The 22,719-nt window shown below is 65.1% G+C and carries 19 protein-coding genes, 1 tRNA gene and 3 pseudogenes; 11 read left to right on the forward strand and 12 right to left on the reverse strand.

Features of this window, described 5'->3' with window-relative positions; all coding sequences use genetic code 11:
• The first annotated feature begins 59 nt into the window (after positions 1 to 59).
• From ACTJI6_RS15920 to opgC, 10 genes are all read left to right on the forward strand, one after another.
• A tRNA-Arg gene (locus ACTJI6_RS15920) sits at positions 60 to 136 on the forward strand.
• 244 nt (positions 137 to 380) lie between these two features.
• On the forward strand, positions 381 to 545 hold the full coding sequence (locus tag ACTJI6_RS15925) for a hypothetical protein (RefSeq protein WP_440802017.1): 165 nt from the start codon (positions 381 to 383) through the stop codon (positions 543 to 545).
• 341 nt (positions 546 to 886) lie between these two features.
• On the forward strand, positions 887 to 2,113 hold the full coding sequence (locus tag ACTJI6_RS15930; RefSeq protein WP_440802019.1) for a 3-deoxy-D-manno-octulosonic acid transferase: 1,227 nt from the start codon (positions 887 to 889) through the stop codon (positions 2,111 to 2,113).
• Positions 2,113 to 2,517, forward strand: coding sequence for a DUF1178 family protein (locus ACTJI6_RS15935; protein WP_440802021.1), 405 nt, complete (start codon positions 2,113 to 2,115; stop codon positions 2,515 to 2,517). Before ACTJI6_RS15930 ends, ACTJI6_RS15935 begins: the two co-directional genes overlap by 1 nt.
• Complete coding sequence (locus ACTJI6_RS15940; RefSeq protein ID WP_440802023.1) at positions 2,517 to 3,149, forward strand: SDR family NAD(P)-dependent oxidoreductase; 633 nt, start codon at positions 2,517 to 2,519, stop codon at positions 3,147 to 3,149. The genes ACTJI6_RS15935 and ACTJI6_RS15940 overlap by 1 nt, the downstream gene beginning before the upstream one ends.
• A 100-nt stretch (positions 3,150 to 3,249) precedes the next feature.
• Complete coding sequence (locus ACTJI6_RS15945; RefSeq protein WP_126156042.1) at positions 3,250 to 4,506, forward strand: aspartate kinase; 1,257 nt, start codon at positions 3,250 to 3,252, stop codon at positions 4,504 to 4,506.
• A 63-nt stretch (positions 4,507 to 4,569) separates the two neighbouring features.
• The gene (gene ptsP / locus ACTJI6_RS15950; RefSeq protein ID WP_126156043.1) at positions 4,570 to 6,816 is read left to right on the forward strand and encodes a phosphoenolpyruvate--protein phosphotransferase; all 2,247 of its coding nucleotides are present in this window, start codon (positions 4,570 to 4,572) and stop codon (positions 6,814 to 6,816) included.
• A gap of 135 nt (positions 6,817 to 6,951) precedes the next feature.
• On the forward strand, positions 6,952 to 8,529 hold the full coding sequence (locus ACTJI6_RS15955) for a glucan biosynthesis protein (RefSeq protein ID WP_440802025.1): 1,578 nt from the start codon (positions 6,952 to 6,954) through the stop codon (positions 8,527 to 8,529).
• On the forward strand, positions 8,526 to 10,625 hold the full coding sequence (gene mdoH / locus ACTJI6_RS15960) for a glucans biosynthesis glucosyltransferase MdoH (RefSeq protein WP_440802026.1): 2,100 nt from the start codon (positions 8,526 to 8,528) through the stop codon (positions 10,623 to 10,625). Before ACTJI6_RS15955 ends, mdoH begins: the two co-directional genes overlap by 4 nt.
• Positions 10,622 to 11,755 (forward strand): OpgC domain-containing protein, encoded by a 1,134-nt coding sequence (gene opgC / locus ACTJI6_RS15965; RefSeq protein ID WP_440802029.1) that lies wholly within the window; start codon positions 10,622 to 10,624, stop codon positions 11,753 to 11,755. The genes mdoH and opgC overlap by 4 nt, the downstream gene beginning before the upstream one ends.
• A 254-nt stretch (positions 11,756 to 12,009) precedes the next feature.
• Here opgC and ACTJI6_RS15970 read toward each other — a convergent pair whose 3' ends face one another.
• Complete coding sequence (locus tag ACTJI6_RS15970) at positions 12,010 to 12,477, reverse strand: transposase (RefSeq protein WP_440802046.1); 468 nt, start codon at positions 12,475 to 12,477, stop codon at positions 12,010 to 12,012.
• Entirely contained in the window at positions 12,447 to 12,959 is a 513-nt protein-coding gene (locus ACTJI6_RS15975) for a hypothetical protein (RefSeq protein WP_440802031.1), read from the reverse strand. The genes ACTJI6_RS15970 and ACTJI6_RS15975 overlap by 31 nt, the downstream gene beginning before the upstream one ends.
• Positions 12,960 to 13,105: 146 nt before the next feature.
• Between ACTJI6_RS15975 and ACTJI6_RS15980 the strand changes: the two are divergent.
• Positions 13,106 to 13,327 (forward strand): annotated as a pseudogene (locus ACTJI6_RS15980) (transposase domain-containing protein); the annotation flags it as partial.
• Positions 13,328 to 13,494: 167 nt separating this feature from the next.
• On the opposite strand, the gene ACTJI6_RS15985 reads toward ACTJI6_RS15980, so the two are convergent.
• The 10 genes and pseudogenes from ACTJI6_RS15985 to ACTJI6_RS16030 form a co-directional block, all read right to left on the reverse strand.
• On the reverse strand, positions 13,495 to 15,699 hold the full coding sequence (locus ACTJI6_RS15985; RefSeq protein WP_440802033.1) for an amylo-alpha-1,6-glucosidase: 2,205 nt from the start codon (positions 15,697 to 15,699) through the stop codon (positions 13,495 to 13,497).
• A 13-nt stretch (positions 15,700 to 15,712) separates the two neighbouring features.
• A complete protein-coding gene (locus ACTJI6_RS15990) occupies positions 15,713 to 16,816 on the reverse strand; it encodes a glycosyltransferase family 4 protein (RefSeq protein WP_440802034.1) in 1,104 nt (367 codons plus the stop codon).
• Between the two features lie 435 nt (positions 16,817 to 17,251).
• Positions 17,252 to 18,661 carry a DegQ family serine endoprotease gene (locus tag ACTJI6_RS15995; protein ID WP_440802035.1) on the reverse strand — a complete coding sequence of 470 codons (1,410 nt, stop codon included), beginning with the start codon at positions 18,659 to 18,661 and terminating at the stop codon, positions 17,252 to 17,254.
• A 39-nt stretch (positions 18,662 to 18,700) separates the two neighbouring features.
• On the reverse strand, positions 18,701 to 19,075 hold the full coding sequence (locus ACTJI6_RS16000) for an SPW repeat domain-containing protein (protein ID WP_440802037.1): 375 nt from the start codon (positions 19,073 to 19,075) through the stop codon (positions 18,701 to 18,703).
• Between the two features lie 25 nt (positions 19,076 to 19,100).
• Entirely contained in the window at positions 19,101 to 19,340 is a 240-nt protein-coding gene (locus ACTJI6_RS16005) for a DNA-directed RNA polymerase subunit omega (protein ID WP_440802038.1), read from the reverse strand.
• Between the two features lie 12 nt (positions 19,341 to 19,352).
• The gene (locus tag ACTJI6_RS16010) at positions 19,353 to 20,078 is read right to left on the reverse strand and encodes an NADH dehydrogenase ubiquinone Fe-S protein 4 (RefSeq protein ID WP_440802040.1); all 726 of its coding nucleotides are present in this window, start codon (positions 20,076 to 20,078) and stop codon (positions 19,353 to 19,355) included.
• A gap of 60 nt (positions 20,079 to 20,138) precedes the next feature.
• The gene (locus ACTJI6_RS16015) at positions 20,139 to 20,663 is read right to left on the reverse strand and encodes an Hsp20/alpha crystallin family protein (RefSeq protein WP_440802042.1); all 525 of its coding nucleotides are present in this window, start codon (positions 20,661 to 20,663) and stop codon (positions 20,139 to 20,141) included.
• A gap of 95 nt (positions 20,664 to 20,758) precedes the next feature.
• A complete protein-coding gene (locus ACTJI6_RS16020; protein WP_440802043.1) occupies positions 20,759 to 21,274 on the reverse strand; it encodes an Hsp20 family protein in 516 nt (171 codons plus the stop codon).
• A gap of 498 nt (positions 21,275 to 21,772) precedes the next feature.
• Positions 21,773 to 22,034: pseudogene (locus ACTJI6_RS16025) on the reverse strand (IS3 family transposase); the annotation flags it as partial.
• A gap of 38 nt (positions 22,035 to 22,072) precedes the next feature.
• Positions 22,073 to 22,719, reverse strand: a pseudogene (locus ACTJI6_RS16030) (IS3 family transposase); the annotation flags it as partial.

A 22,719-nucleotide genomic window follows, 5' to 3' on the forward strand; every position in this document is an offset into this window, starting at 1 on the left:
TTTTCCGCCGCGCCCCCTTGCATCCCGCAAAGGGGGCGGCTACATGACCGCCCTACGACGGACCCGTAGCTCAGCTGGATAGAGCACCAGACTACGAATCTGGGGGTCGGGCGTTCGAATCGCTCCGGGTCCGCCATTTGAAACAAGGGCTTAGGCATCGCTGCCTTGGCCCGTTTTTCTTTTTCTCAATACTGTATTCACAGACATCCGTCCCGCGCGAAAATTGTCGATTCATCTCGCGAGGCGTGGAGCAAAACATAAACATACATCTGCCGCCGTCATGTATGTCTGTTCATGTCCTGCGGCCTCTGGCGCCTGTGATACAGATGCCGGATCGTCGGAAGATCCGTGGCAGGTCAGAGATCGACTAGGACCAGCCGGTGCGGATGCCTGGGCTGGCCGACAGCAGCGACCTGTTAGCGCGCTTGTCGGGCGAATTGCAGCCCCTGTCGGGGGTCGAACGATCTGCCCGCGCCCTGTCGGATCGCCCCCAGATCCATTCGCGCTATGTCAGGTTGATCCCGAAATCGCGGGATTTCCATTGAGGATCGGATGTTCGGAATGGACGGTCTTGGGCGACTGGCGGGGAATGATTCCTGAAAGTCTAAAAAATATGACGTAATCTAAGTTGCCTGACGGGCCGCTTCCTAGGAAACGGCTCATCAGGTTGGTCGGGGTCTCGCCTCAGAAGATTCCCGTCAGATACAGGATGATGATGACGATCACGGGCACGCCCAGCCACCAGGCGACAAGACCTTTCATGAGAACCTCCTTCGGATATTGTGCGGTTGCAGGGCTAACGTGGGGTTATTCTTTCAGTTCCGCCCGGCCTTCATGGCGGCGGCTTCGTCGGGTATAGCGGCACGGTCGTCCTGTCTGGAAAGCCATGTCCTATCGCGCCCTTGCCCATGTCGTCGAAGCCTCTCTTCGCCTGCGCGCCCTGGTGGGCGGGGCCGAGGCCCTGCGGCAGCGGCTGGCCCTGGATGCCGTGGCGCCCGCCGATATCTGGGTCCACGGCGCATCGGTCGGGGAACTGACCTCGGCCCGGCCGGTCATCGCGGCCTTGGCGCAGACGCATCGGGTGCTGGTGACGGCCAACAGCACCACGGGGCGGGACAGGGCCGCGGGCTGGGGGCTGCCCGCGCGCCTGGCGCCGCTGGATCTGCCGGGGGCGCTGGCGCGGTTCCTGGACCGGGTGCGGCCCCGATTGCAGGTGACGGTCGAATCCGAATTCTGGCCGCTGCGGTCGCAGGCCCTGGCGGCGCGCGCCATTCCCCAGGCGGTGATCGGCGCGCGGCTGTCGCAGCGTTCCGCCGCGCGATGGGCGCGCCTGCCGGGGTTGATCGGCCCGACCCTGGGGCGGCTTGCCGCCCTGTCCGCGCAGGATCCCGACAGCGAATCGCGGCTGCGCGGATTGGGGCTGCCCGCCGCCTCCATCCTGCCGCCGCTGGACCTGAAGCTGCTGACCCCGGCCGGGATCGTGCCGCCCCCGCCCGGACCGGACCGAGACCGGACATTGCTGGCGGCCTCGACCCATGAGGGAGAGGAGGCGGCGGTTCTGGACGCCTGGGCGCAGGCGCGGCGGCATCGCCCCGACCTGCGGCTGATCCTGGCCATCCGCCATCCGCCGCGCGGCGATGCGGTGGCGGCCCTGCTGGCGCAGCGCGGCCTGGCCTTCGACCGGCGATCCCAGGGCGGGACGGGGGGCGCGGTGCTGCTGGCCGACACACTGGGCGAAATGGACCGCTGGTATGCGGCGGCGGGGATCTGCTTTGTGGGCGGATCGCTGACTGACCGGGGCGGGCATACGCCCTGGGAACCCGCCGCCCATGGCTGCGCGATCCTGCACGGCCCGCATGTCGGCAATTTCCGCGATGCCTATGCCGCCCTGGACGGTGCGGGCGGGGCATGGTCCGTCGATGCGGCGGGACTGGCCGATCAGGCGGCGCGGCTGGCGGAGGATCCGACGCAGGCCCGCCGGATGGGGCGGGCGGCCCGCGCGGTGCTGGACGTGCGCGCGGGCGATCCGGCGGCCCTGATCGCGCATCTGCGGGAACTTGCGGGACGGCCGCGCCGACCCGATATAGGCAGGGAAGGGGAAAGGTTCGACTGATGATCCGCTATGCTTTGCGCTGCGACCAGGGCCATGATTTCGACGGCTGGTTCCGTTCGTCCGACGCGTTCGAGACGACTCGGGCGGCCGGTCATGTTGCCTGCACGCATTGCGGATCGGCCAAGGTCGAAAAGACCCTGATGGCGCCCTCGGTCGCCGTCAGGCCCTCGGAACCGGCCCTTGGCCCTGCCGAGGCCGCCTTGCGCGCCTTGCGCCAGCAGGTCGAGGCGAACAGCGATTACGTTGGCCTGAAATTCGTCGACGAGGCACGGGCCATGCACGAAGGCCGCGCCCCCAGCCGCGCGATCCATGGCGAGGCGAAGATCGAGGATGCGCGCAAGCTGATCGAGGACGGCGTGCCGGTGGCGCCCTTGCCCTTCATTCCCCGACAGAAGGCGAACTGATGACGATCCTTGTGACGGGCGCCAGCCGGGGTATCGGCCATGCGCTGGCCTTGGCCTATGAAGCGGCGGGACGGCGCGTCATCCGCGCCAACCGCAACCCGGTGGGCGATCAATGGCGGCTGGACGTGACGCGGCCCGCCGATTTCGATGCGCTGCGGGACCGGCTGGAGGGCGAGAGCCTTGACCTGCTGGTGTGCAACGCCGGGATCTATAACGACGAGGCGTCGGCGGATGCCCAGCGGACCGCCGAACTCTGGGCTCAGGCTTTCGCGGTCAACGTCACCGGCGCCTTTCTGACCGTCCAGGCCTGCCTGCCCGCCTTGCGGCGCGGTGGGGGCAAGATCGCGCTGATCGGCAGCGCCATGGGGTCGGATCAGCGCGCGCCGGGCGGATCCTATGCCTATCGCGCCAGCAAGGCCGCTCTGCTGAATCTGGGCCGCAATCTGGCGACCGATCTGGACCTTCCGGTGGGCATCTATCACCCCGGCTGGGTCAGGACCGACATGGGCGGGGCGGGGGCCGAGATCGACGTGCGGCAATCGGTAGCGGGGCTGATACAGCGCTTTGCCGAGCTGGACACGGACAGCAGCGGCTGTTTCCGGGCCTTCGACGGCAGTTCCGTGCCGTTCTGACCCGCTGCGGTTTTCCGCCGCCTTTTTCCGCCCTTGCGGTTTCGCCCCCCCGCCCATAAAAGCCGCGCCGAACAGGCAACCCCAGGTCGGAGACCCCGCGATGCCGCTTCTGGTGATGAAATTTGGCGGAACCTCCGTGGCCGATCTTGACCGGATCAAGAACGCCGCCACCAAGGTCCAGCGCGAGGTCGAGCGCGGCTATGACGTGATCGTCATCGTCAGCGCCATGTCGGGCAAGACCAACGAACTGGTGGGCTGGGTCGAGCAGACCTCGCCGCTGTTCGACGCGCGCGAATACGATGCCGTCGTCAGCTCGGGCGAGAACGTGACCGCCGGGCTGATGGCGCTGACCTTGCAGGAAATGGGCGTGCCCGCGCGGTCCTGGCAGGGCTGGCAGGTGCCGATCAACACCACCGCGCAGCATTCCGCCGCGCGTTTCGTGGACATTCCGCGCGCCAATATCGACCAGAAATTCGCCGAGGGCTTCAAGGTCGCCGTCGTCGCGGGCTTCCAGGGGCTTGGCCCCGACGGGCGCATCACCACGCTGGGCCGGGGCGGGTCGGATACCACCGCCGTGGCCTTCGCCGCCGCCTTCGGGGCCGAACGCTGCGACATCTATACCGATGTGGACGGCGTCTATACGACCGACCCGCGCATCACCAGCAAGGCCCGCAAGCTGAACAAGATCGCCTTCGAGGAGATGCTGGAACTGGCCTCGCTGGGCGCCAAGGTGCTGCAAACCCGGTCGGTCGAGCTTGCGATGCGCTACAAGGTGCGGTTGCGCGTGCTATCCTCGTTCGAGGACACGGACGAAAATTCGGGCACCCTGATCTGTGCCGAGGAGGAAATCATGGAATCCAAAGTCGTCAACGGCGTCGCCTCGTCCCGCGACGAGGCCAAGATCACCCTGGTCACGGTCGAGGATCGCCCCGGCATTTCCGCCGCCATCTTCGCGCCCCTGGCGGATGCCGGCGTGAACGTCGACATGATCGTCCAGAACATTTCCGAAAAGGATTACGAGGATCACCCCGGTTCGGTGACCGACATGACCTTCTCGGTGCCGATCAACCAGGTCGAACGCGCCAAGCGCGCCATGGAAGAGGCGAAGGCTGCGGGCCACATCGCCTATGACGAACTGGTCGTCGATACCGAGGTCGCCAAGGTCTCGGTCGTGGGAATCGGGATGCGCAGCCATGCGGGCGTTGCCGCGAAGATGTTCAAGGCGCTTGCCGATGAAAACGTCAACATCAAGGTCATCGCCACCAGCGAGATCAAGATTTCGGTGCTGATCGACCGCAAATATATGGAATTGGCGGTGCAGGCGCTGCATGATGCCTTTGGCCTGGAAGCGGCCTGATATCTTCGCCACGGCGTGCCGGACGGCATCTGCGGGCAAAAGCAAGGCAGGGCAAGGCAGGCGATGCAAGACCGCAAGGACAGCGATTCACGCAAGCTGTTGCGACGGTTGAAGGAAATCCTGGGCGCCCCCGGCGGCGGCCAGGACCGGCTTGACCAGATCACCCATCACATCGCCGATTCGATGGGAACGCAGGTCTGTTCCATCTATCTGTTCCGCGATCCCAACACCCTGGAACTGTGCGCGACCGAGGGACTGCGCCCCGAATCCGTCCACCGCACCCGCCTGCGCCTGGGCGAGGGGCTGGTGGGCCGGGTGGCCCGGACCGGGCGCTATGTGAACACCGCCGACGCGCCCTCGGAACCCGGTTTCCGCTTCATGCCCGAAACCGGCGAGGAGGTGTTTCCCAGCTTCCTGGGCGTGCCGATCCAGCGGGTCGGCGAAAAGCTGGGTGTTCTGGTCGTGCAGTGCCGCGAGGCGCGGCTGTTTTCCGAAGACGAGATCTATGGCCTGGAAGTCGTCGCCATGGTGCTGGCCGAAATGACCGAACTGGGCGCCTTCCAGGGCACCCAGGCCGACAGCCTGCCGCCCAAGCACCGTTTCCCGCTGATGATCCGGGGGTCCGCCGGGCAGGAGGGCGCGGCCGAAGGGCGGGTCTGGCTGCACGAGGCCCGCGTGGTCGTCACCAACCCGGTGGGCGACGATCCCGACCGAGAGATCGCGCGCCTGCACGAGGGTGTGGCGATGCTGCGCAATACCGTGGACAAGATGGTCGCGGCCGCCGACATGGGCGGCGACGGCGAACATACCGCCGTCCTGGAAACCTATCGCATGTTCGCCCATTCGCGCAGCTGGCTGAAGCGCATGGAAGAGGACATCCGCCTGGGCCTGTCTGCCGAAGCCGCGGTGGAAAAGGAACAGTCCGCCGCCCGCGCCCGGCTGGAGATGTCGGCCGATCCCTATCTGCGCGACCGGCTGCACGACCTGGACGACCTGTCGAACCGGCTGCTGCGCATCCTGACCGGGCAGGGCACCAATACCGGCGCCGAAATGCCCGACAACCCGATCCTGGTCGCCCGCAACATCGGCCCCGCCGAATTGCTGGAATACGGCCGGCGCCTGCGCGGCGTCGTGCTGGAGGAAGGGTCGGTCGGCAGCCACGCGGCCATCGTCGCGCGGGCTTTGGCGATCCCGCTGATCATCCACGCCTCTCGCATCACGACCGAGGCGCTGAACGGCGATACGATCCTGGTCGACGGTGATCAGGGCATTGTCCACCTGCGCCCCGAGGAATCGGTCTACAAGGCGTTTCTCGACAAGATCGCCATGCAGGCCGAGGCGCAGAACCGCTATGCCAGCCTGCGCGGGCTGCCTGCCACGGGCACCTGCGGCACGACCGTGCAGCTTTACATGAACGCGGGGCTGATGGCCGACCTGCCGTCCCTGGCCGGTTCGGGGGCCGAGGGCGTGGGCCTGTTCCGCACCGAATTGCAGTTCCTGATCCGCAATCACGTCCCCCGCCGGGGCGAGCTGGCCGAACTGTATCGCCGCGTCATGGACAACGCCCAGGGCAAGCCGGTGATGTTCCGTACCCTGGACATCGGGTCGGACAAGGTTCTGCCCTATATGAAGCCGCAGGACGAGCCGAACCCTGCGATGGGCTGGCGCGCGATCCGCGTGGGCCTGGACAAGCGCGGCGTGCTGCGGATGCAGTTGCAGGCGCTGATCCGCGCGTCGGTCGGACGGCCGCTGCATGTCATGTTCCCCTTCATCGCCGATATCGGCGAATACGAGGCCGCCTATAAGATCCTCATGCAGGAGCTGTCGCGCGAACAGCGCGTCGGCCATCCGATGCCCAGCGATATCCGCGTGGGCGCGATGCTGGAAACGCCGTCGCTGGCCTTCGCGCCCAAGAAGTTCTTCGAGATGTGCGATTTCATTTCCATCGGCGGCAACGACCTGAAGCAGTTCTTCTTTGCCGCCGACCGGGAAAACGAACGGGTGCGGCGGCGTTACGACACGCTCAGCTCGTCCTTCCTGCTGCTGTTGCGCCAGATCATCGCCCGCTGCGAGGAGGCGCGCGTGCCGCTGTCCTTCTGCGGCGAGGATGCGGGCCGCCCGGTCGAGGCGCTGACCTTCGCCGCCCTGGGCATTCCGCGCCTGTCGATGCGTCCGGCCTCGATCGGGCCGGTCAAGCACCTGATCCGCAGGGTCTCGCTGGCCGACCTGCGCAAGCTGATCGACGAACGGCTGGATTCGGGCCAGCCGAACCTGCGCCGCCCCATTACCGAATGGCTGGCGCAGCAATAGGCGGAAAGCCGCGAAACCGGGCAGGGACGGGGCTGCCGCGCCAGCCCGGACTGGCCCCGCGGGCTTCGGCTTGCGCCTTGCTGCGCCACCGCAGCATCCTTATAATGAAACGGTTTTTGGCAAGCATCACCTGATATGAAACGCCGTCATTTTCTCAACGCAGCGACCGCCCTGGCCGCAGGGGGGGCGTTTGTCGCCACGCCCGCGCAGGCGCAGACAGCACCGGCCGGAACGGCGCCAGCCGGGGCAGGGACCGACACCCCTCCGCCCGCGCCGCCGACCACCTTCGGATTCGAGGAGGTCGCGGCCCTTGCGGCGGAACGCGCCACCCGCGTCTATGAACAGCCGGTGGCCGAACAGGTGGGCAGTTTCGCGAACCTGACCTATGACCAGTATCGGGCCATCCGGTTCCGCCGCGACCGCGATCCCTTCGCGGGCAATCCGCGCTTCGGCATGGATCTGCTGCCGCCCGGCGCGATCTTCTATGAGCCGGTCAATATCAGCATCGTGCGCGACGGCGTGCCGCACCGGCTGGAATTCGACCCCTCGATGCTGGACTTCGACCCGTCGCATTTTCCCGATGGCGCGGATGTGCAGACCAAGGGCCAGATGGGCTGGTCGGGCTTTCGCCTGCGCACGATCCTGAACCGCCCCGGCGTGATGGACGAATTCCTGGTCTTTCAGGGCGCGACCTATTTCCGTGCGGTGGCGCGCGGCACGATCTATGGCCTGTCCGCGCGCGGGCTGGCGATCAAGACCGGCAGCCCCGATGGCGAGGAATTCCCGCTGTTCACCGATTTCTGGATCCAGGAGCCGACCGACGGGTCGGACTGGGTGCGCATCTATGCGGTGCTGGACAGCAAGTCGGTCGCGGGCGCCTATCAGTTCGATGTCAATCCCGGCGCGGTGACGGTGGTGCGCACCCGCGTGGCGCTGTTCCCGCGCGTCGATCTGCAAAACACCGGGCTGGCGCCCCTGACCTCGATGTTCTGGTTCGGCCCCGCCAGCCGGCGCGCGGTGGACGACTATCGCCCCGCCGTCCATGACAGCGACGGCCTGCAGATGCATACCGGCGCCGGCCAGGCGCTGTGGCGCACGCTGGGCGCGCACAAGACGTTGCAGATCTCGTCCTTCGTGGACAACAATCCGCGCGGCTTCGGGCTGGTCCAGCGCAGCCGCGATTTCGACGCCTTCGAGGATCCCGAGGCGCTGTATCACCTGCGCCCCTCGGCCTGGATCGAACCCGAGGGCAACTGGGGCGAGGGCGAGGTCCGGCTGGTCGAAATCCCCGTCGAGAACGAATTCAACGACAATATCGTCAGCTGCTGGATCCCCAAGGAGCCGCTGGCCCGCGACAAGCGCCACGAATTCCAGTATCGCCTGATCTTCGCGCCGCTGCCCGCCAACGACCTGCCCCTGGCCAAGGTGCGGCAGGTGCGCAGCGGGCGGTCGATCAATTCCCCCGCCGCGCGCAGCGTCATCGTGGATTTCGACCTGTCCCTGTTCACCGACGCGATGCCGGAATCGAAGGTCACGACCTCGGCGGGGACGATCATCCATGCCTATCTGAAGCCTTTGGTGGATCAGGGCGTGCTGCGGCTGGCCTTCGAATTCGAACCGGGCGCCGCGACTCTGGCGGATTTGCAGGCGGTGCTGACCAGCCCCGAGGGCGTGGCTCAAAGCGAAACCTGGCTGGCGCGCTGGACCGCATGAGCCCCGCAGATCCGCGTTCCGGCGATCCGGCGGTTTCCTCGGCCACGCCGCCCGAATCTCCTCTGGCCATGCCGGTGCAGGATTTCGGCGCGCCGCCGCGGCTGGCCTTTCCACGCCAGCGGAACGGCTGGCGCGTCTGGCTGGCGCGGCTGGTGGCGTTTGGCGGCACCGCGGCCATCGCCTTCGTCGGTTTCCAGCAGATGCTGCGGACCTTCGGCGACAACCCGACGCCGATGCAATGGGCGCTGCTGGTGCTGTTCGTGCCCACCTTCGCCTGGGTCGGCTTTTCGTTCTGCAACGTGCTGGCCGGGCTGTTCGCGTCCCGCCTGACGACGCCCGATGGCCCGAACGATGCGCGCCTTGCGGTGGTGATGCCGATCTATCACGAGGACGCGCAGAAAAGCATCGGCCTGCTGACCGCCCTGGCGCGCGAGCTTGAGCGCGAGGGAATGGCGGGCCGGACCGAGATCTTCGTGCTGTCCGACAGCCGTGACCCGGTGATCGCCGTGAACGAGACGCTGGTCATCGACGCCGCGCGCAAGCTGTCGCCCCTGCCGATCTGGTATCGCCGCCGCATCACCAACGAGGACCGCAAGACCGGCAATATCAGCGATTTCGTGCGCCGCTGGGGCGGGCGCTATGAACAGATGGTCGTCTTGGACGCCGACAGCATCATGACCGGCGCGACGATCCGGGCGCTGTCCGCGCGGATGAACGCCGATCCCCGGCTGGCGCTGATCCAGACCATGCCGATCCTGGTGGGGGGCGAGACGATCTTCGCCCGCCTGACGCAGTTCGCGGGCCGGGTCTATGGCCCGATGATCGCGCGGGGGGTATCCGCCTGGTCGGGCGATACCGGCAATTTCTGGGGCCACAACGCGATCATCCGCATGTCGGCCTTCGCCTCGGCCTGCGGGCTGCCGCGCCTGCCCGGCAAGCCGCCCTTCGGCGGCACCATCCTGTCCCACGATTTCGTCGAAGCCGCCGCCCTGTGCCGCGCGGGCTGGAAGGTGCGGCTGGACCACGACCTGCGCGGCAGCTTCGAAGGCTGCCCGCCCACCCTTCTGGACATGGCCGCGCGCGAACGCCGCTGGGCGCAGGGCAACCTGCAACATTCCCGCCTGTTCGGGATGCGCGGCGCCCGCGCCATCACACTGGCCCATTTCGCCATCGGCATCCTGGGCTTCGCGATGAGCCCCCTGTGGCTGGCGCTGATCCTGGTGGGCCTGGTGCTGTCCGCGACGGTGCTGCTGTCCACGCCGGAATACTTCCCGACCACCTATCAGCTGTTTCCCGACTGGCCGGTCTTCGACGCCCGGCGGATGCTGTGGCTGTTCGCGGCCGCCATGGCCCTGCTGCTGCTGCCCAAGCTGATCGCCACCTTCCGCGCCTGGATCCGCCCCCTGGCACGCAATTCCGGCGGTCCGGTTCGGATCTTCGCCAGTTCCCTGTTCGAGATCCTGCTCTCGGCGCTGATCGCCCCGGTGCAGATGCTGATCCAGACCCGCCAGATCTACGAGATCCTGCGCGGGCGGGACAGCGGCTGGAACGCGCAGGTCCGGGCCGGATCCATGCCCGACTGGAACGTGGTGATCGCCCGGCACTGGGTCCATGTCATGCTGGGCATCGGCACGCTGATCGTGCTGGCGCAGTTCTCGCCCGCGCAACTGATCTGGCTGTCGCCGATCCTGGCGGGGCTGATCCTGTCGCCCGTCACCTCGCGCTATTCCGCCAGCCCGGTCTTCGGCCGCTGGGCGCGGATGCGCGGCCTGCTGGTCACGCCCGAGGAGCGCGATCCCCCGGCGATCCTCTCGGATGCGAACGCTGTCGTCAGGGCCATGCCCCGGCCGCTGAAGGGCGCGGCGGGTCTGCTGGATTTCGGCGGCGATACCGACCGGATCGGCCGTCATGTCGCACTGCTGCCCGAAGACCCGGTCCTGCCCGAGGACAAGCGCCTGGCCCGCATCACCGCCGCCGCCAAGATCGCCCATGCCCGCAGCCGGGCGCAGGCCTTGGACTATCTGACCCGCGACGAGACCGACGCCCTGGTTTCCGACGCCGCCCTGCTGCGGCAGTGGAGCGTCCTTCCCTCATGAACCGGCTGATCGCCCTGGACATGCTGCGCGGCTATGCGCTGGTCTGCATCATGCTGGATCACATGCCGATTTCGGCCCTCCGGCGGTTCACGCTGGCCAATTTCGCGATCTTCGACGCGGCGGAACTGTTCGTGCTGCTGTCGGGCTTCCTGGTCGGCATGGTCTGGCTGTCCGTCGAGACGAAGCACGGCCGCCGCGCCGCGCAATGGCGTTTCGCCCGCCGCGCGTTCGAGGTGTGGCGCGCCCTGGTGTTCGGCGGGCTGCTGATGGCCCTGGTCTCGGCCGGGCTGCTGGCCCTGGACATGGACCACACCGCGATCTGGCACCAATACGCGGTGTGGATCCTGGAAAACCCGGTCGGGTTCTTCGGCGTGCTGGCAAGCATGTGGTTGCAGCCGAACCTGCTTGACGTGCTGGCCGTCTATGTGATCCTGCTGGCCTCGGTCCCGGTGCTGGTGCCGCTGCTGCTGCGCCATCCGATCAGCTTCGCGGCGGGATCGTTTGTCCTGTGGTGCTTTGCCCCTGTCCTGAACGCCTTCGTGCCAAACCACCGGCTGGGCGGGCTGCTGTTCAATCCCTTCGGTTGGCAGATGCTGTTCTTCTCGGGCATCGCCATGGGCCTGTTCCGCAAGCAGGTCATGCCGGTCCTAATGCCGCACAGGCGGCTGCTGACGATTCTGTCGGCGGGCATGTTCGCCTTCGGCAGCGCCATCGTCATCGCCGCCAAGTTCGGCGAACCCGCGCTGCCTCTGCGGGACGCGCTGCGCCTGGTCTATGGCGGAGAGATCGGCAAGTGGGATCTGGACGGCACGCGCTACATGGCGATCATGGGCGCAAGCTGGCTGGTCGCCGTGCCCCTGGCGGGGATCATGGAGCGCATGGCCGCCAGCCGCCTGGGGACGGCGCTGCAACAGATCGGCCGGGGCGGGCTGTTTTCCTTCCTGGCCTGCGTGCTGCTGTCGGTGCTGGGCGACGCCTTCCAGATGAACCCCCTGGACCAGGGCATCGCGCGCCGCATGGCGGTCGATGTCTGGGCGATGGTCGCGCTATGGTGGATTTCCGCCCTGTGGCTGACCTTCGGCGCGCCCTGGCAGCTCTCCGTCCGCTTCCGCCGCGAAACCAAGGCCTGACGGCATCGGATTTCAGGGAAACCTTGGAGGCGGGTACCGGAATCGAACCGGTCTTCACGGATTTGCAATCCTGCCCGCTTGCTGAAAGCAAAGGCAAGCTCTGTAAACGTCCCTGCTTTGTTTACGGGCATGAAGCAACGGCTTACGTTTCGATCGTAAACGGCGTGGCCGACGCAGCTGGTGGCAACCCTGTCTGTGAGGGGTGCCGGCATGAACCTCGCGGCTTTTGGCTCGCGAAGAACTGAGCTGCCTTCCTAAGAAACAGCCTCAGTGTCGCGCAAGGGCGTCAAGGCAAAGCCGAGTGTCTTGGCGCGTCGTTGCAGGTTCGCCAGAACACGGCTGCGGCGTCGTTCCTCATAGGCTGCCGCGCCCGCATCGCGGTAGGTCATGCCAAAGCGCACAGCATTATAGAACAGAACGGCGATCTTCCGTGCCGTGGCGGTCACCGCCTTTTGCTTGCCAATCCGGAACGACAGGCGTCGATAAAACGCCCCCAAAGCAGTGTCGCTGCGCCCGATCGTCGTGGCGGCCAGGCGCAAGAGTGCTGCAGCTCGGCTGGAGGAGCGCCGGGTGCGCGACGACAGCAGCTTGCCACCCGATATCTTGTTGCCTGGTGCCAAGCATAGCCAGGACGTGAAGTGCTTTGCGCTTTTCCACGCTAGCAAGTCCGTGCCGCATTCTGCAACCAGCTTCAGGGCAAGCGAAGGACCCAGCCCATGGATCTGGGTGAGGTCTGTGCCAAGAACGCCATAAAGGCCGCTCGCACATCGAAGGAGGGAGCATTGACCTGCTTGCGCTTGATCCGTGCCTTGGGCAGGGCGGGAACGTCTCCAATGGCCTTGACGGTCAACCCCGCGACCGCGGCCTCCAGCTTGCGATCACACTCCTCGATCTTGACCTGATAGAGGTCGTAGAGGTCCAGCGATTGGCTCAGGGCGAAGATGTGCTCGTCCCGGTCATTGCCGACAAGGGCAGCCTTAATGACCTCAGCAGACGCATGGCAGCGGATATCACGGAACGCGGCCAACACCTCCGGGTCGTGCTCGCCGGCAACAATGGCACGGATGATCCGCATGCCGGTGGTGCCAGTGATGTCCGACACCACGTGGTGCAGTTGCAGGTTCATCTCCATATCCACCTGCGGCGATCCCATGGTCATGCAGGCGCAAACAACCGGATCAACCATCCACCTGGCGATCGTCACGACGACGCCTGCTGGGCCCAAGACCTGGAGAAACTGGCCTGTCGCCCGTTGCTCAACGCGCCGAATGCAAACCTTGTGACCAAAATAAGGATGCCAGCGGTAATGAACCTCCAGTTCCTCACCGACATGGGCAGAGTGAAGGGGTGATTGCCCTGAACCGCAAGAACGCCCTCTTTGCAGGCCACGACGCCGGGGCCGAGAACCGGGCCGTCATCGCCTCGCTCATCGAGACCTGCAAGATGAACGACGTGAACCCCGTCGATTACCTCGCTACCACCCTGCGCGCCATCCTCGACGGCCATTCAAAAGCTCGCATTGAGCAACTCATGCCCTGGAGCTTCGTGCAGCCGTCAAGCCTCGCCGCATAGGGCCAAGTCGTCGCGCTTACAATGAAACGAGTGAACCTCTCGCCTCTCTGAACACTTACATCATAGCCATCGCTGGCGATGAACATCTCCGCCGTTGCAGCGCTGCAGACGATCAACCGGCCATTCTGCACCCGGCCCTGACGGAACATGGGGTTGTCCCCGAAAAGTCACGCTGTCGTTACGATCCGCACGGGGCCGCGCCGTTGCAGCACATCGACCACCACCTGCGAGCGCGATCTGCGCAGCATCACATCCGCCGAGCCGCCATCAAGGACCAGGTTGCGGATGGTCACCTCTTCCAGAAAGGCCGGCAGAACCGGCCCGTCAAAGCGGATATGGACCTGATCCGCGTCAAAGCCAAGGCCCAGGCAGGATTGCAGCATGAACAGCGGCGCCGTCGCGGCCCATGCCTGAGGCGAGCAGGCCACCGGATAGAAGGTCGGTCCCCGTGTGTGCTGGCGAGCAAAGCCGCAGAACAGCTCGGGCAGCCGCCGCAGATCGATATAGGTCGATGCGGCAAACAGACCTTCAAAGATCCGTGCGGCCTCGCGCTTGAACCCATAGCGGGCGAAACCTGCGGCAATCAGCGCATTGTCATGGGGCCAGACCGAGCCGTTGTGATAGCTCATCGGGTTATAGCGCGCCTCGGTCGAAGCCAGCGTGCGCACCCCCCAGCCCGAGAAGCTGGCAGAATCCGTCAATGTCCTGACCACCGCTTCGGCGCGTTCGGGCAGCGCCAGCCTAGTCAGCAGCACATGGCCTGCATTCGAACTGCGAACCCGGCAGGGACGCTTGTCGCCATCAAGAGCGAGCACATAGGTCCCCAGAGCGTCATCGAAAAATGCCGCGTCGAAACCCGACCGCAATGCCTCGGCCCGCTGCTCGAAGCCGGCGGCCTGCGTCTCGGGGCGGCCGATTGCGCGGGCGATCGCAGCGGCGGCGCGCCATGCGCCATAGGCATAGGCCTGCACCTCGGCCAAGGCGATCGGCCCTTTGGCCAGCGCGCCATCGGCATGAAAGACCGAATCGTGGCTGTCCTTCCAACCCTGGTTGACCAGACCTTCGGGGTTGCGCCGCCCATATTCGATGAAGCCGTCGCCGTCGCGATCACCGTCCTTTTCCATCCAGGACAAGGCCGCCTCGATATGCGGCCACAGCCGACGCAGCGTCACGACATCGCCTGTCCGCTCAAGGTAGGCGCCGGCCAGCATGACAAAAAGCGGCGTCGAATCGATGCTGCCGTAATAGCGGCGGAACGGCACCTCTCTCAGCTCGGCCATTTCGCCATAGCGAACCTCGTGCAGGATCTTGCCGGGCTCAGCATCGGCCATCGGGTCGTAATCGCTTGCCTGATTGACCGCCAGGTGCAGCAATACCCCCCGGGTGATTGCGGGGTCCAGCCACAGCGTCTGAAGCCCGGTGATCAGCGCATCGCGGCCAAAGACCGTGCTGAACCACGGGATGCCGGCATAGGGATAGGCACCTTCGGGCGTATCCGTGACCAGCATATACAGGTCCGAGACCGATCGGCGCACCGCCTCGTTGAAGATCTCGTTCGAACTGTCCACGGCAGCGGCCCGCCCCGAAGAGCGGCGCAGCGCAGTCCGTGAATCGCGCAGCGCCGTGCCGAAGCTGCGCCGCAGCGGTCCGCCATCGGACCTGTCACAGGCGATTTCCATAACCACGGTCCACGCCTGACCCGGCTTCAGGTCCAGAACGAATGTCGCATGATCCGCGCCCAGCTGCTGCGGCGCGGGGTCAAAGCGCAGCGTTGTCGTCCGGCGCTGCCCATCAAGCCCACAATAAGCCAGCGTGACCCGGTCGCCCTCGACCTGCGGCGGCAGCATCTGGCCCCGTTTTGCGCGCCGTGCGCCCCGGACCTCGAACAGATCCGCGAAATCGGCCGAAAAGGCCAGTTTCAGGGTGATCCGGTGCGGGCGTTCGTCGAAATTGCGCAGCGCAAGGCGTTCATAGCAGGCCGCCCGCCACAGAAAACGCGACCGCCGCAAATGAAGCAGGTCGTGTTCCAGCGCGATCTGCCCGTTGCCATCCGAAATATCGGGATTGGTCAGATCGCAGGTCAGCGTCGCATTGTCGTCGCGCAGGGTCGAGGACAGCAGCATCGGCGGCAGGCCCTCGATCGTCAGACGCAAATGCGACAGATAGCGCGTGTCGCGGTGAAACAGCCCCTCGGGACTGCCCGGCCACGACACGGCATCGCCATTGTGGTCAAACACAGCGAATGTATCACCGTGTTTCAGCGTGCGCGGGCGCCGGTCCTGCAACGAGGTCGCCACCGGCATCAGGATCTGCGAGGCCCCGTCCGGGGCCCCCGGAGCCAACAGCCCCTGTTCGGCATGAACATGCGTCATGGCGCTTGTCTCCTCAGGCATGGATCTGCTGCCCGCCATTCTGCCCCATGACCGAGGCAATCCCGGCACTGCGCAGCATGTTTCGCCGCATGTGGGGCAGTTCGCGGTAGAGGGCCACATAGTCATTCGCCATCCGCTCGACCGTGAAGCGGCTTTCGAAGGTTTCGCGGACCTTTGCCCGGTCCAGTTCACCCAGCCGCCCGACGGCATCAACGGCCGCATCCATGTCGCGGACGACAAAGCCGCTGACGCCATTGTCGATGACCTCGGGCACCGAGCCGCAACGGAAGGCGATAACGGGCGTCCCGCAGGCCATCGCCTCGATCATGACCAGGCCAAAGGGCTCGGGCCAATCAATGGGGAACAACAGCGCTTGGGCATTGCCAAGGAATTCGGCTTTCTGATGCTCGTTGATCTCGCCGATGAACTCGACATTCGGATGGCGCGCCACCATGGGTCCGATCACGTCGTCCCAATAGGCCTGATCCGCCTTGTCGATCTTTGCCGCCATTTTCAGGGGCATTCCGGCGCGGGCCGCGATTTCGATCGCCCGGTCAGGACGTTTCTCGGGCGAGATCCGGCCAAGGAAAGCCAGATAGCCACCCTGTGGGTGCGGGGTAAACGGCAGGACATCGCGCGGCAACCCGTGATGGACCGTGCCTGCCCAGTTCACCGGCGGCATGGGCCTGCGCTGATCGTCCGAGATCGAGACCAGCCGATAGTCCCTGAACATCGTATAGAAGGGCGCCAGATCCGGCAGGTCCAGCCGGCCATGCAGGGTCGTGACGACCTTGTCGGCGAAACCGCTGATCATCGGATAATGCAGCAGGTCGATATGGAAATGCAGCACGTCAAACTCATCTGCACACTGGCGAACCTGCTCCAGCATCATCATGTGATAGGGCAGAGGGTCGACGACCTTGGGATTCAGGCGCAACGCCATGTCGCAGCAGGGCACCAGCCGGGCACTGGTCAGGGAATCTCCGCTGGCGAACAGCGTGACGTCATGGCCCTGACGCACCAGTTCTTCGGTCAGATAGGAAACAATCCGCTCGGTCCCGCCATAAAGGCGCGGCGGACAGCGTTCCGCAAGCGGGGCAATCTGGGCGATCTTCATCGACAATACCTCCTCGTTCGAGCAAAGCGTTGACAATGGAGCAGCATCCGGAGCGGCGCGGCGCCACCCCTTTGGGCGTGGCTTGTCCCCGCGATCTGTCTGAAGCTGCCCGTCGCCTGTCAGCGACCTATGTCACAGGGCGAGAGCAGCCAGAATGGCGGAACCCTCCTTCAGCAGTCGGTCTGGCGCGCAGTCCGGGCCTGCGCTTTGCAAGATCTAGGACGCAGGCGGCTCTGTTCAAGGTGCCCACGTCCGGGCCGATTCAGGTGGCGCGCAAGGGTTTCCGCCAGCCATCGCCTTTGTCGATATCGTCCTCGTGACGTGTTGAACAAAAACGATAAAAACAGGTTTTCATTCAGTGGTGCGAGGGGGCGTCGCGGGTAACAGCGGGCTGCTGTCAGCGGCGGGCACGCAATCCGGCCCGCCGCTGCACGATCATCCTTCAACGACCACCAGCATACGCCGAGAGTCGCGCAACATCTCGACCACCAATGTCGTTCGTCCCTCGGGCACGATACGCTGCAAATCCTCGATCGAGCGGACCGGCTGGCGATTGACCGACAGGATGATGTCCCCCACGCGGAACCCGCGCCATGCGGCAAGGCTACCGGGTGCCACGGCGTCGATCTCGAGCGCTTGCCGCCCGCCGGGACCGGCGACCTCCCGGAACGACAGCCCGGCAAGCGCGGTGTTCTCGATCCAGCCCGCCGTGCGTTCGGGCTGTTCGCCGATCCTGGCTGTCAGGTCAAGGCTTTCGTCGCCACGCAGAACCGACAGGACAAGCTCGTCACCGACCGAAAGCATCCCGATCCGGTTGCGCAGGTCGGCGGCATTGCGCAGAGGCCGCCCATCCGTCGCAATCACGACATCCCCGACCTCAAGCCCGGCCTCTTCCGCGGGCGAGTCGGGCTCGATGCTGGCGATGACCACGCCACGCCGGTTGCCGTTCTCCAGCCCCATGGCATCGACCAACTCGGGCGTCAGCTCTTGTATGGTCACACCCAACAGGCCGCGATGTACTTCACCATGTTGGATAAGCTGTTCCATGACCGAGATCGCCATGTTCGAGGGTACAGCAAAGCCGATGCCGACATTGCCGCCAGCCGGGGTCAGGATCGCGGTGTTGATACCGATCAGCCGGCCCCGGCTGTCAACCAGCGCCCCACCCGAATTGCCGGGGTTGATCGAGGCATCGGTCTGGATGAAATCTTCATAGCCGTCGCGACTGATGCCGCTGCGTCCCAGGGCGCTGACGATGCCCGATGTCACGGTTTGACCCAGCCCGAAGGGGTTGCCGATGGCCATCACGTGATCACCCACCAGAACGGCGTCTGAATCGGCGATCTCGACTTCAGTCAGGCCATCGGCGTCGATGCGAAGCAGGCCGATATCGGTGCCGGGATCACTGCCGATCAACTCGGCCTCCAACGCGCGGCCATCCTTCAGCGTGACGGTGATGGCGCTGGCATTGGCAATAACGTGATGGTTGGTCAAGACATAGCCCTTATCAGCATCGACGATAACGCCTGATCCGGCGCTCATGCGGACCTGATTGCGGGCATCGGGCACCAGCCCCGGCGGAAGATCAAGGAAACGGCGAAAGAAAGGGTCGTTGAAAAGGGGGTTGGCGCTGACCTGCGTCTCGGTTCGGGTTGCGATATTGACGATTGCCGGCGTCACGCGTTCCAACACCGGAGCTGCGGTCAGCAGCCCTCGTTCATCAAGGGCAAAGGCCGTCTCGCCCTTTGTCGGAAAGGGCGTGAACAGCGCAATCAACAGGGCAAAAAGCATGACCAGCCAGCACGTGCGGGCCGTATGTGACAAAGGCATGGGGTTCTCCTGCATGAAAAAGCCGGTCCCGGAGGCCGGGGCCGGCACCGGAAATCAGGCGGTCCGAGGTCCACCCGAACCGCTGGCGGACCAGATCCGCGCACCGGTCCAAGCAACCAGAGCAAGGCCGCCCATGACATGCAGCGCGGCAAGCCAGACGGCGTAGCCGGCGGCTGTGGTCCATGGACTGAGGGCAACCCACAGTCCAGCCACCAGCAACAGGCGGTCAGCAATGGGATGGCCCGTCAATACCAGCCACACCGTCAGCGCGACAATCGCTGCGCCCGTGACAAGGCTGTTCCAGAAGGCGGCAGGGGGCAGCGAAAGCATCAGCGGCAACGCAGCCATCAGCAGCCCCGCAACGATGGAGGCCCCGGCCGCGATGCGATAACGGATATCACGACGGTCTGAGATCCAGTGTGCAATCATCGTTCAACCTCCTTTCTGTCGATCGTCAGTTGTGTTTCGCCAGCCGCAGCGGCTGCGACGGCGGCAGGAAGGGGCGAAGTTCATCGGGCCCCAGGACACCAAGCGCGATGTCACGCAGCGCAGTATCTACCGCGTTTTCATCTACGTCATCCAACCCTGCCCGCGCATCCTCGCGCAGGCTTCGGGCACGCGCGGCCGCAGCCAGAACCAACCCGAAGCGGTCGGGCATGACGGCCTGACATTCAAGCGCGACAAACGGATCCATGGCGCGCACCCCTCAGGCCACCTGCTGCTGGTCCCCGGCCCCTTCAAGGGCCCGCAGCGCGGTTTCCACCTGGTCCAGCCGCGATTGGCGGTGGTGTTCGGGCATGCCTTCCGAGGTCGCTTGATCCTGAAGATATTCGTTGAACGCCATGTTCATCAGGATCGAGCGGCGCACATCCAGCGGCAGGCTGGTATCGCGTGCCACCTCCATCGGGGCGGCGCCTTCTCTGGCGCTGTCCGCTGGGGATGCAAGCGCATCTCGATAGGCGTCGCGGTGCTGTCCAAGGCCCAGCCGGTCAAGTGTCCGGTCAGAGAAACGCCGCAGCCGTGCAGCATGGGCGTGACGCTGACGCTCGGCCGCCTGTTCCCTGCGGCGGGCCTCGGCCTCGCCCGGCGGCAGGTGCACCTCATAGGCTATGCCCAGCCGTTCGGCATGTCGGATCGCCGCGTCAAGACTGGGAAAGGTCAGCTCAACCTGATGCGCCGTGTCCGTGCCCGAGGTCCAGCCCATCAGGGGCTCAAGCTCGGGGCCGGACTGACGCTCGATCCGCAGGCGCCACTCATCGCTACGTGCGCGGCCCGACGTGGTCGCGGACCGGGACGGCTTCCAGATCCGGGCAAGACTTTCTGTCGGCAGGCTGGAGGCATAGCTGGCCTTGCCCTTGCCCTTGCCTTGCGGCAGAAGCCCCGCACTGCCCTGCGATGCGGGGGAAATACGCTCTGCACTTACAAGTTGCATATCATCCTCCGATGCTTTGGGACCGCGAAGGTGCAGGCCGGGTCATCCCGGCCCGCAATGTCAGCTTTTCAACGGGATACGTTTGACCTGTTCCTGCGCCGTCTCGGTTCGGGGCAGGGTCACGGTCAGCACCCCATTGCGGAACGAGGCCTCGACGGCCCCCTCGTCAATGCCGGCTGGCAGAGGGATGCGCCGCTCGAACCGCCCATAGACACGCTCGCTGAAGCGGCGTTTGCTGTCTTCGGTCGAGGTGGTCTTTTCACCCCGCAACGTCAGCAGCCCGTCCTCCAGCAGAACCTCCACGTCCTTTTCCTCCAGACCGGGAAGCTCGGCAGTGACCGCGATCGCCTTGTCAGTCTCGGAAATCTCGACGCTGGGCCAGTTTGCTCCCATCCACCCATTGCCACCAGAGAAGACCGGCGATGGGGTGCCGAAAGACCGGAAAAAATCGTCAAACAGACGATCAACCTCGCGATGGAAGGTTACGAACGGATCACGAACGGGCTCTGCCGACGGGGTGTCATTGCCACGCCACCAGGGCAGATTGCGGGTCCAGTTTTGCGGAATAAGATCTCGAACGCTCATTTTTCTGTCTCCTGTTTTTGCGCATGGCCCGCCCAAGGCTGGCATCGGCCGGACCGATGCCAGCGGGACATGGCCGATATCGGGTCGATGTCAGATCAGGCCGCGGCGGGCTCGGGCTGAGGGGCCGCCGCTTTTGCGGATTTCGCGGCCGATATCCGCGCCTGTTGGGCAGGCTTGGTGTGCTCGCCGCTGCCCCGCGCGATCTCGATGCGCCGCGGCTTTTTCTCCTCGGGGATTTCGCGCATCAGAGACACCGTCAGAAGACCATCGGTCAGCGAAGCACCCTCGACATGAACGTCGTCGGCCAACTCGAAGCGCCGCTCGAAGCTGCGCGCCGGAATGCCGCGATGCAGGTATTGCGCGTTGTCGTCCGCCTCTTTGCGACCGGCAACAATCAGCACATTTCCGTCCTGAGTCAGGGTGAGGTCATTATCGCTGAAGCCCGCAAGCGCCATGCTGATGGCATAGCGATCCTCGGCCTCCCGGACGATATCGTAGGGGGGCCAGTTTTCCGCCGTGTCGGCGCGGGCCGTGTTTTCCAGCAGGTTCAGAATACGGTCAAAGCCAACGCTTGACCGAAAAAGCGGTGAAAAGTCGAATGTGGTTCTCATAGCCACGTCCTCCATTGAGCAACATGGGTATAAGTTGATGATTTAACCGGAATTTCCGGCTGCAGACCCCCTACCAGCGATCTGCACTATCTCATCTAGAATGCCCTTTCCGGGTGTCAAGACCGCCCTGCAAAATTTTCCGAGGACAACGATTTTCTGTTTCGGTGTTCGCGCGCCTTAGGCGCGGCGCTTGCAGTTACGGCGTCGTCGCTCTAAGGCCGCGAGCCTGGGACATGAGAGGGGCTGTCCCGCTAGCCTGCAGGACGCCATTCGTCAATGGACAGAGGGATGACGCTGCCGATGCCGAGGCGCGTCTTACAAGGCGGGCCGCGACCAATGATGCGCTTCGTGCCGGTGAAGAGCGAGAAAGCGCAGTGCGCAGCACTTCGCCATGGCGCTCGGCCCCTTGGCGCAGCATGTCTTGGCCTTACGCAGCGTCATCATTCAGCAGGCGGCAGACTGGACCTACACCGCTTTTGTTCCGGTCGTATGCTGATGTTAAGCGTCCCTCTGCTCGAAGGCCACGGGTGATTTCCAGCCGAGGGCTGAGTGTTTGCGGCGCGGGTTGTAGAAGCCGTTGATGTATTCGAAGAGGGCGATCTCGACATCGCGCCGGGTGTGCCATTCGCGTCTCCAGACCAGTTCGGCCTTCAGCGACTTGAAGACGGAGCGTGTGAACGCCATCGGTCCGAGAGGACACGCGACGCTCGACGGCCGAATTATCATAGCAATTGCCCTTGCCGCTCATTGATACCTTGAACTGAACCGCCCGGGTTTGCGGAGGCCTTTTGGTTTAAGTTACGCCGCGATGGCCGGTTCTTCCAGCATGGCGTAGTAGCGTTCCTCGGCTTCGGCCGGCGGGATATTGCCGATGGGCTCCAGCAGCCGTCGATTGTTAAACCAGTCGACCCAGGTCAGAGTGGCGAACTCGACGGCCTCGAAGCTTCGCCATGGCCCGCGCCGATGGATGACCTCAGCTTTGTAGAGGCCGTTGATCGTCTCGGCGAGAGCATTGTCATAGGAATCTCCAACGCTGCCGACGGAGGGCTCGATGCCGGCTTCCGCCAAACGCTCTGTGTAGCGGATGCTGACATATTGCGATCCGCGGTCGGAGTGATGAACCAGACCGCCGCGATGAACGGGGCGCCGTTCGTGCAGCGCCTGCTCGAGAGCATCGAGGACAAAGCTCGCATGGGCGGTCCTGCTCACTCGCCAGCCGACAATGCGACGGGCGTAGGCGTCGATGACGAAGGCCCGTAGACGAAGCCCGACCAGGTGCTGACATAGGTAAAGTCCGAGAGCCAGAGCCTGTTCGGCGCCGGACATGGAACACCCGGTTCACATGGTCGCGTGGACATGGCGCGGCCTTGTCCTGCACCGTGGTGCGGATCGGCTTGCCGCGAATGACGCCGTGAAGGCCGAGTTCGGCCATCAGGCGCTCGACC

This window comes from Paracoccus sp. 22332, from assembly GCF_052045125.1.
GTDB classification, from domain to species: Bacteria; Pseudomonadota; Alphaproteobacteria; order Rhodobacterales; family Rhodobacteraceae; genus Paracoccus; species Paracoccus haematequi_A.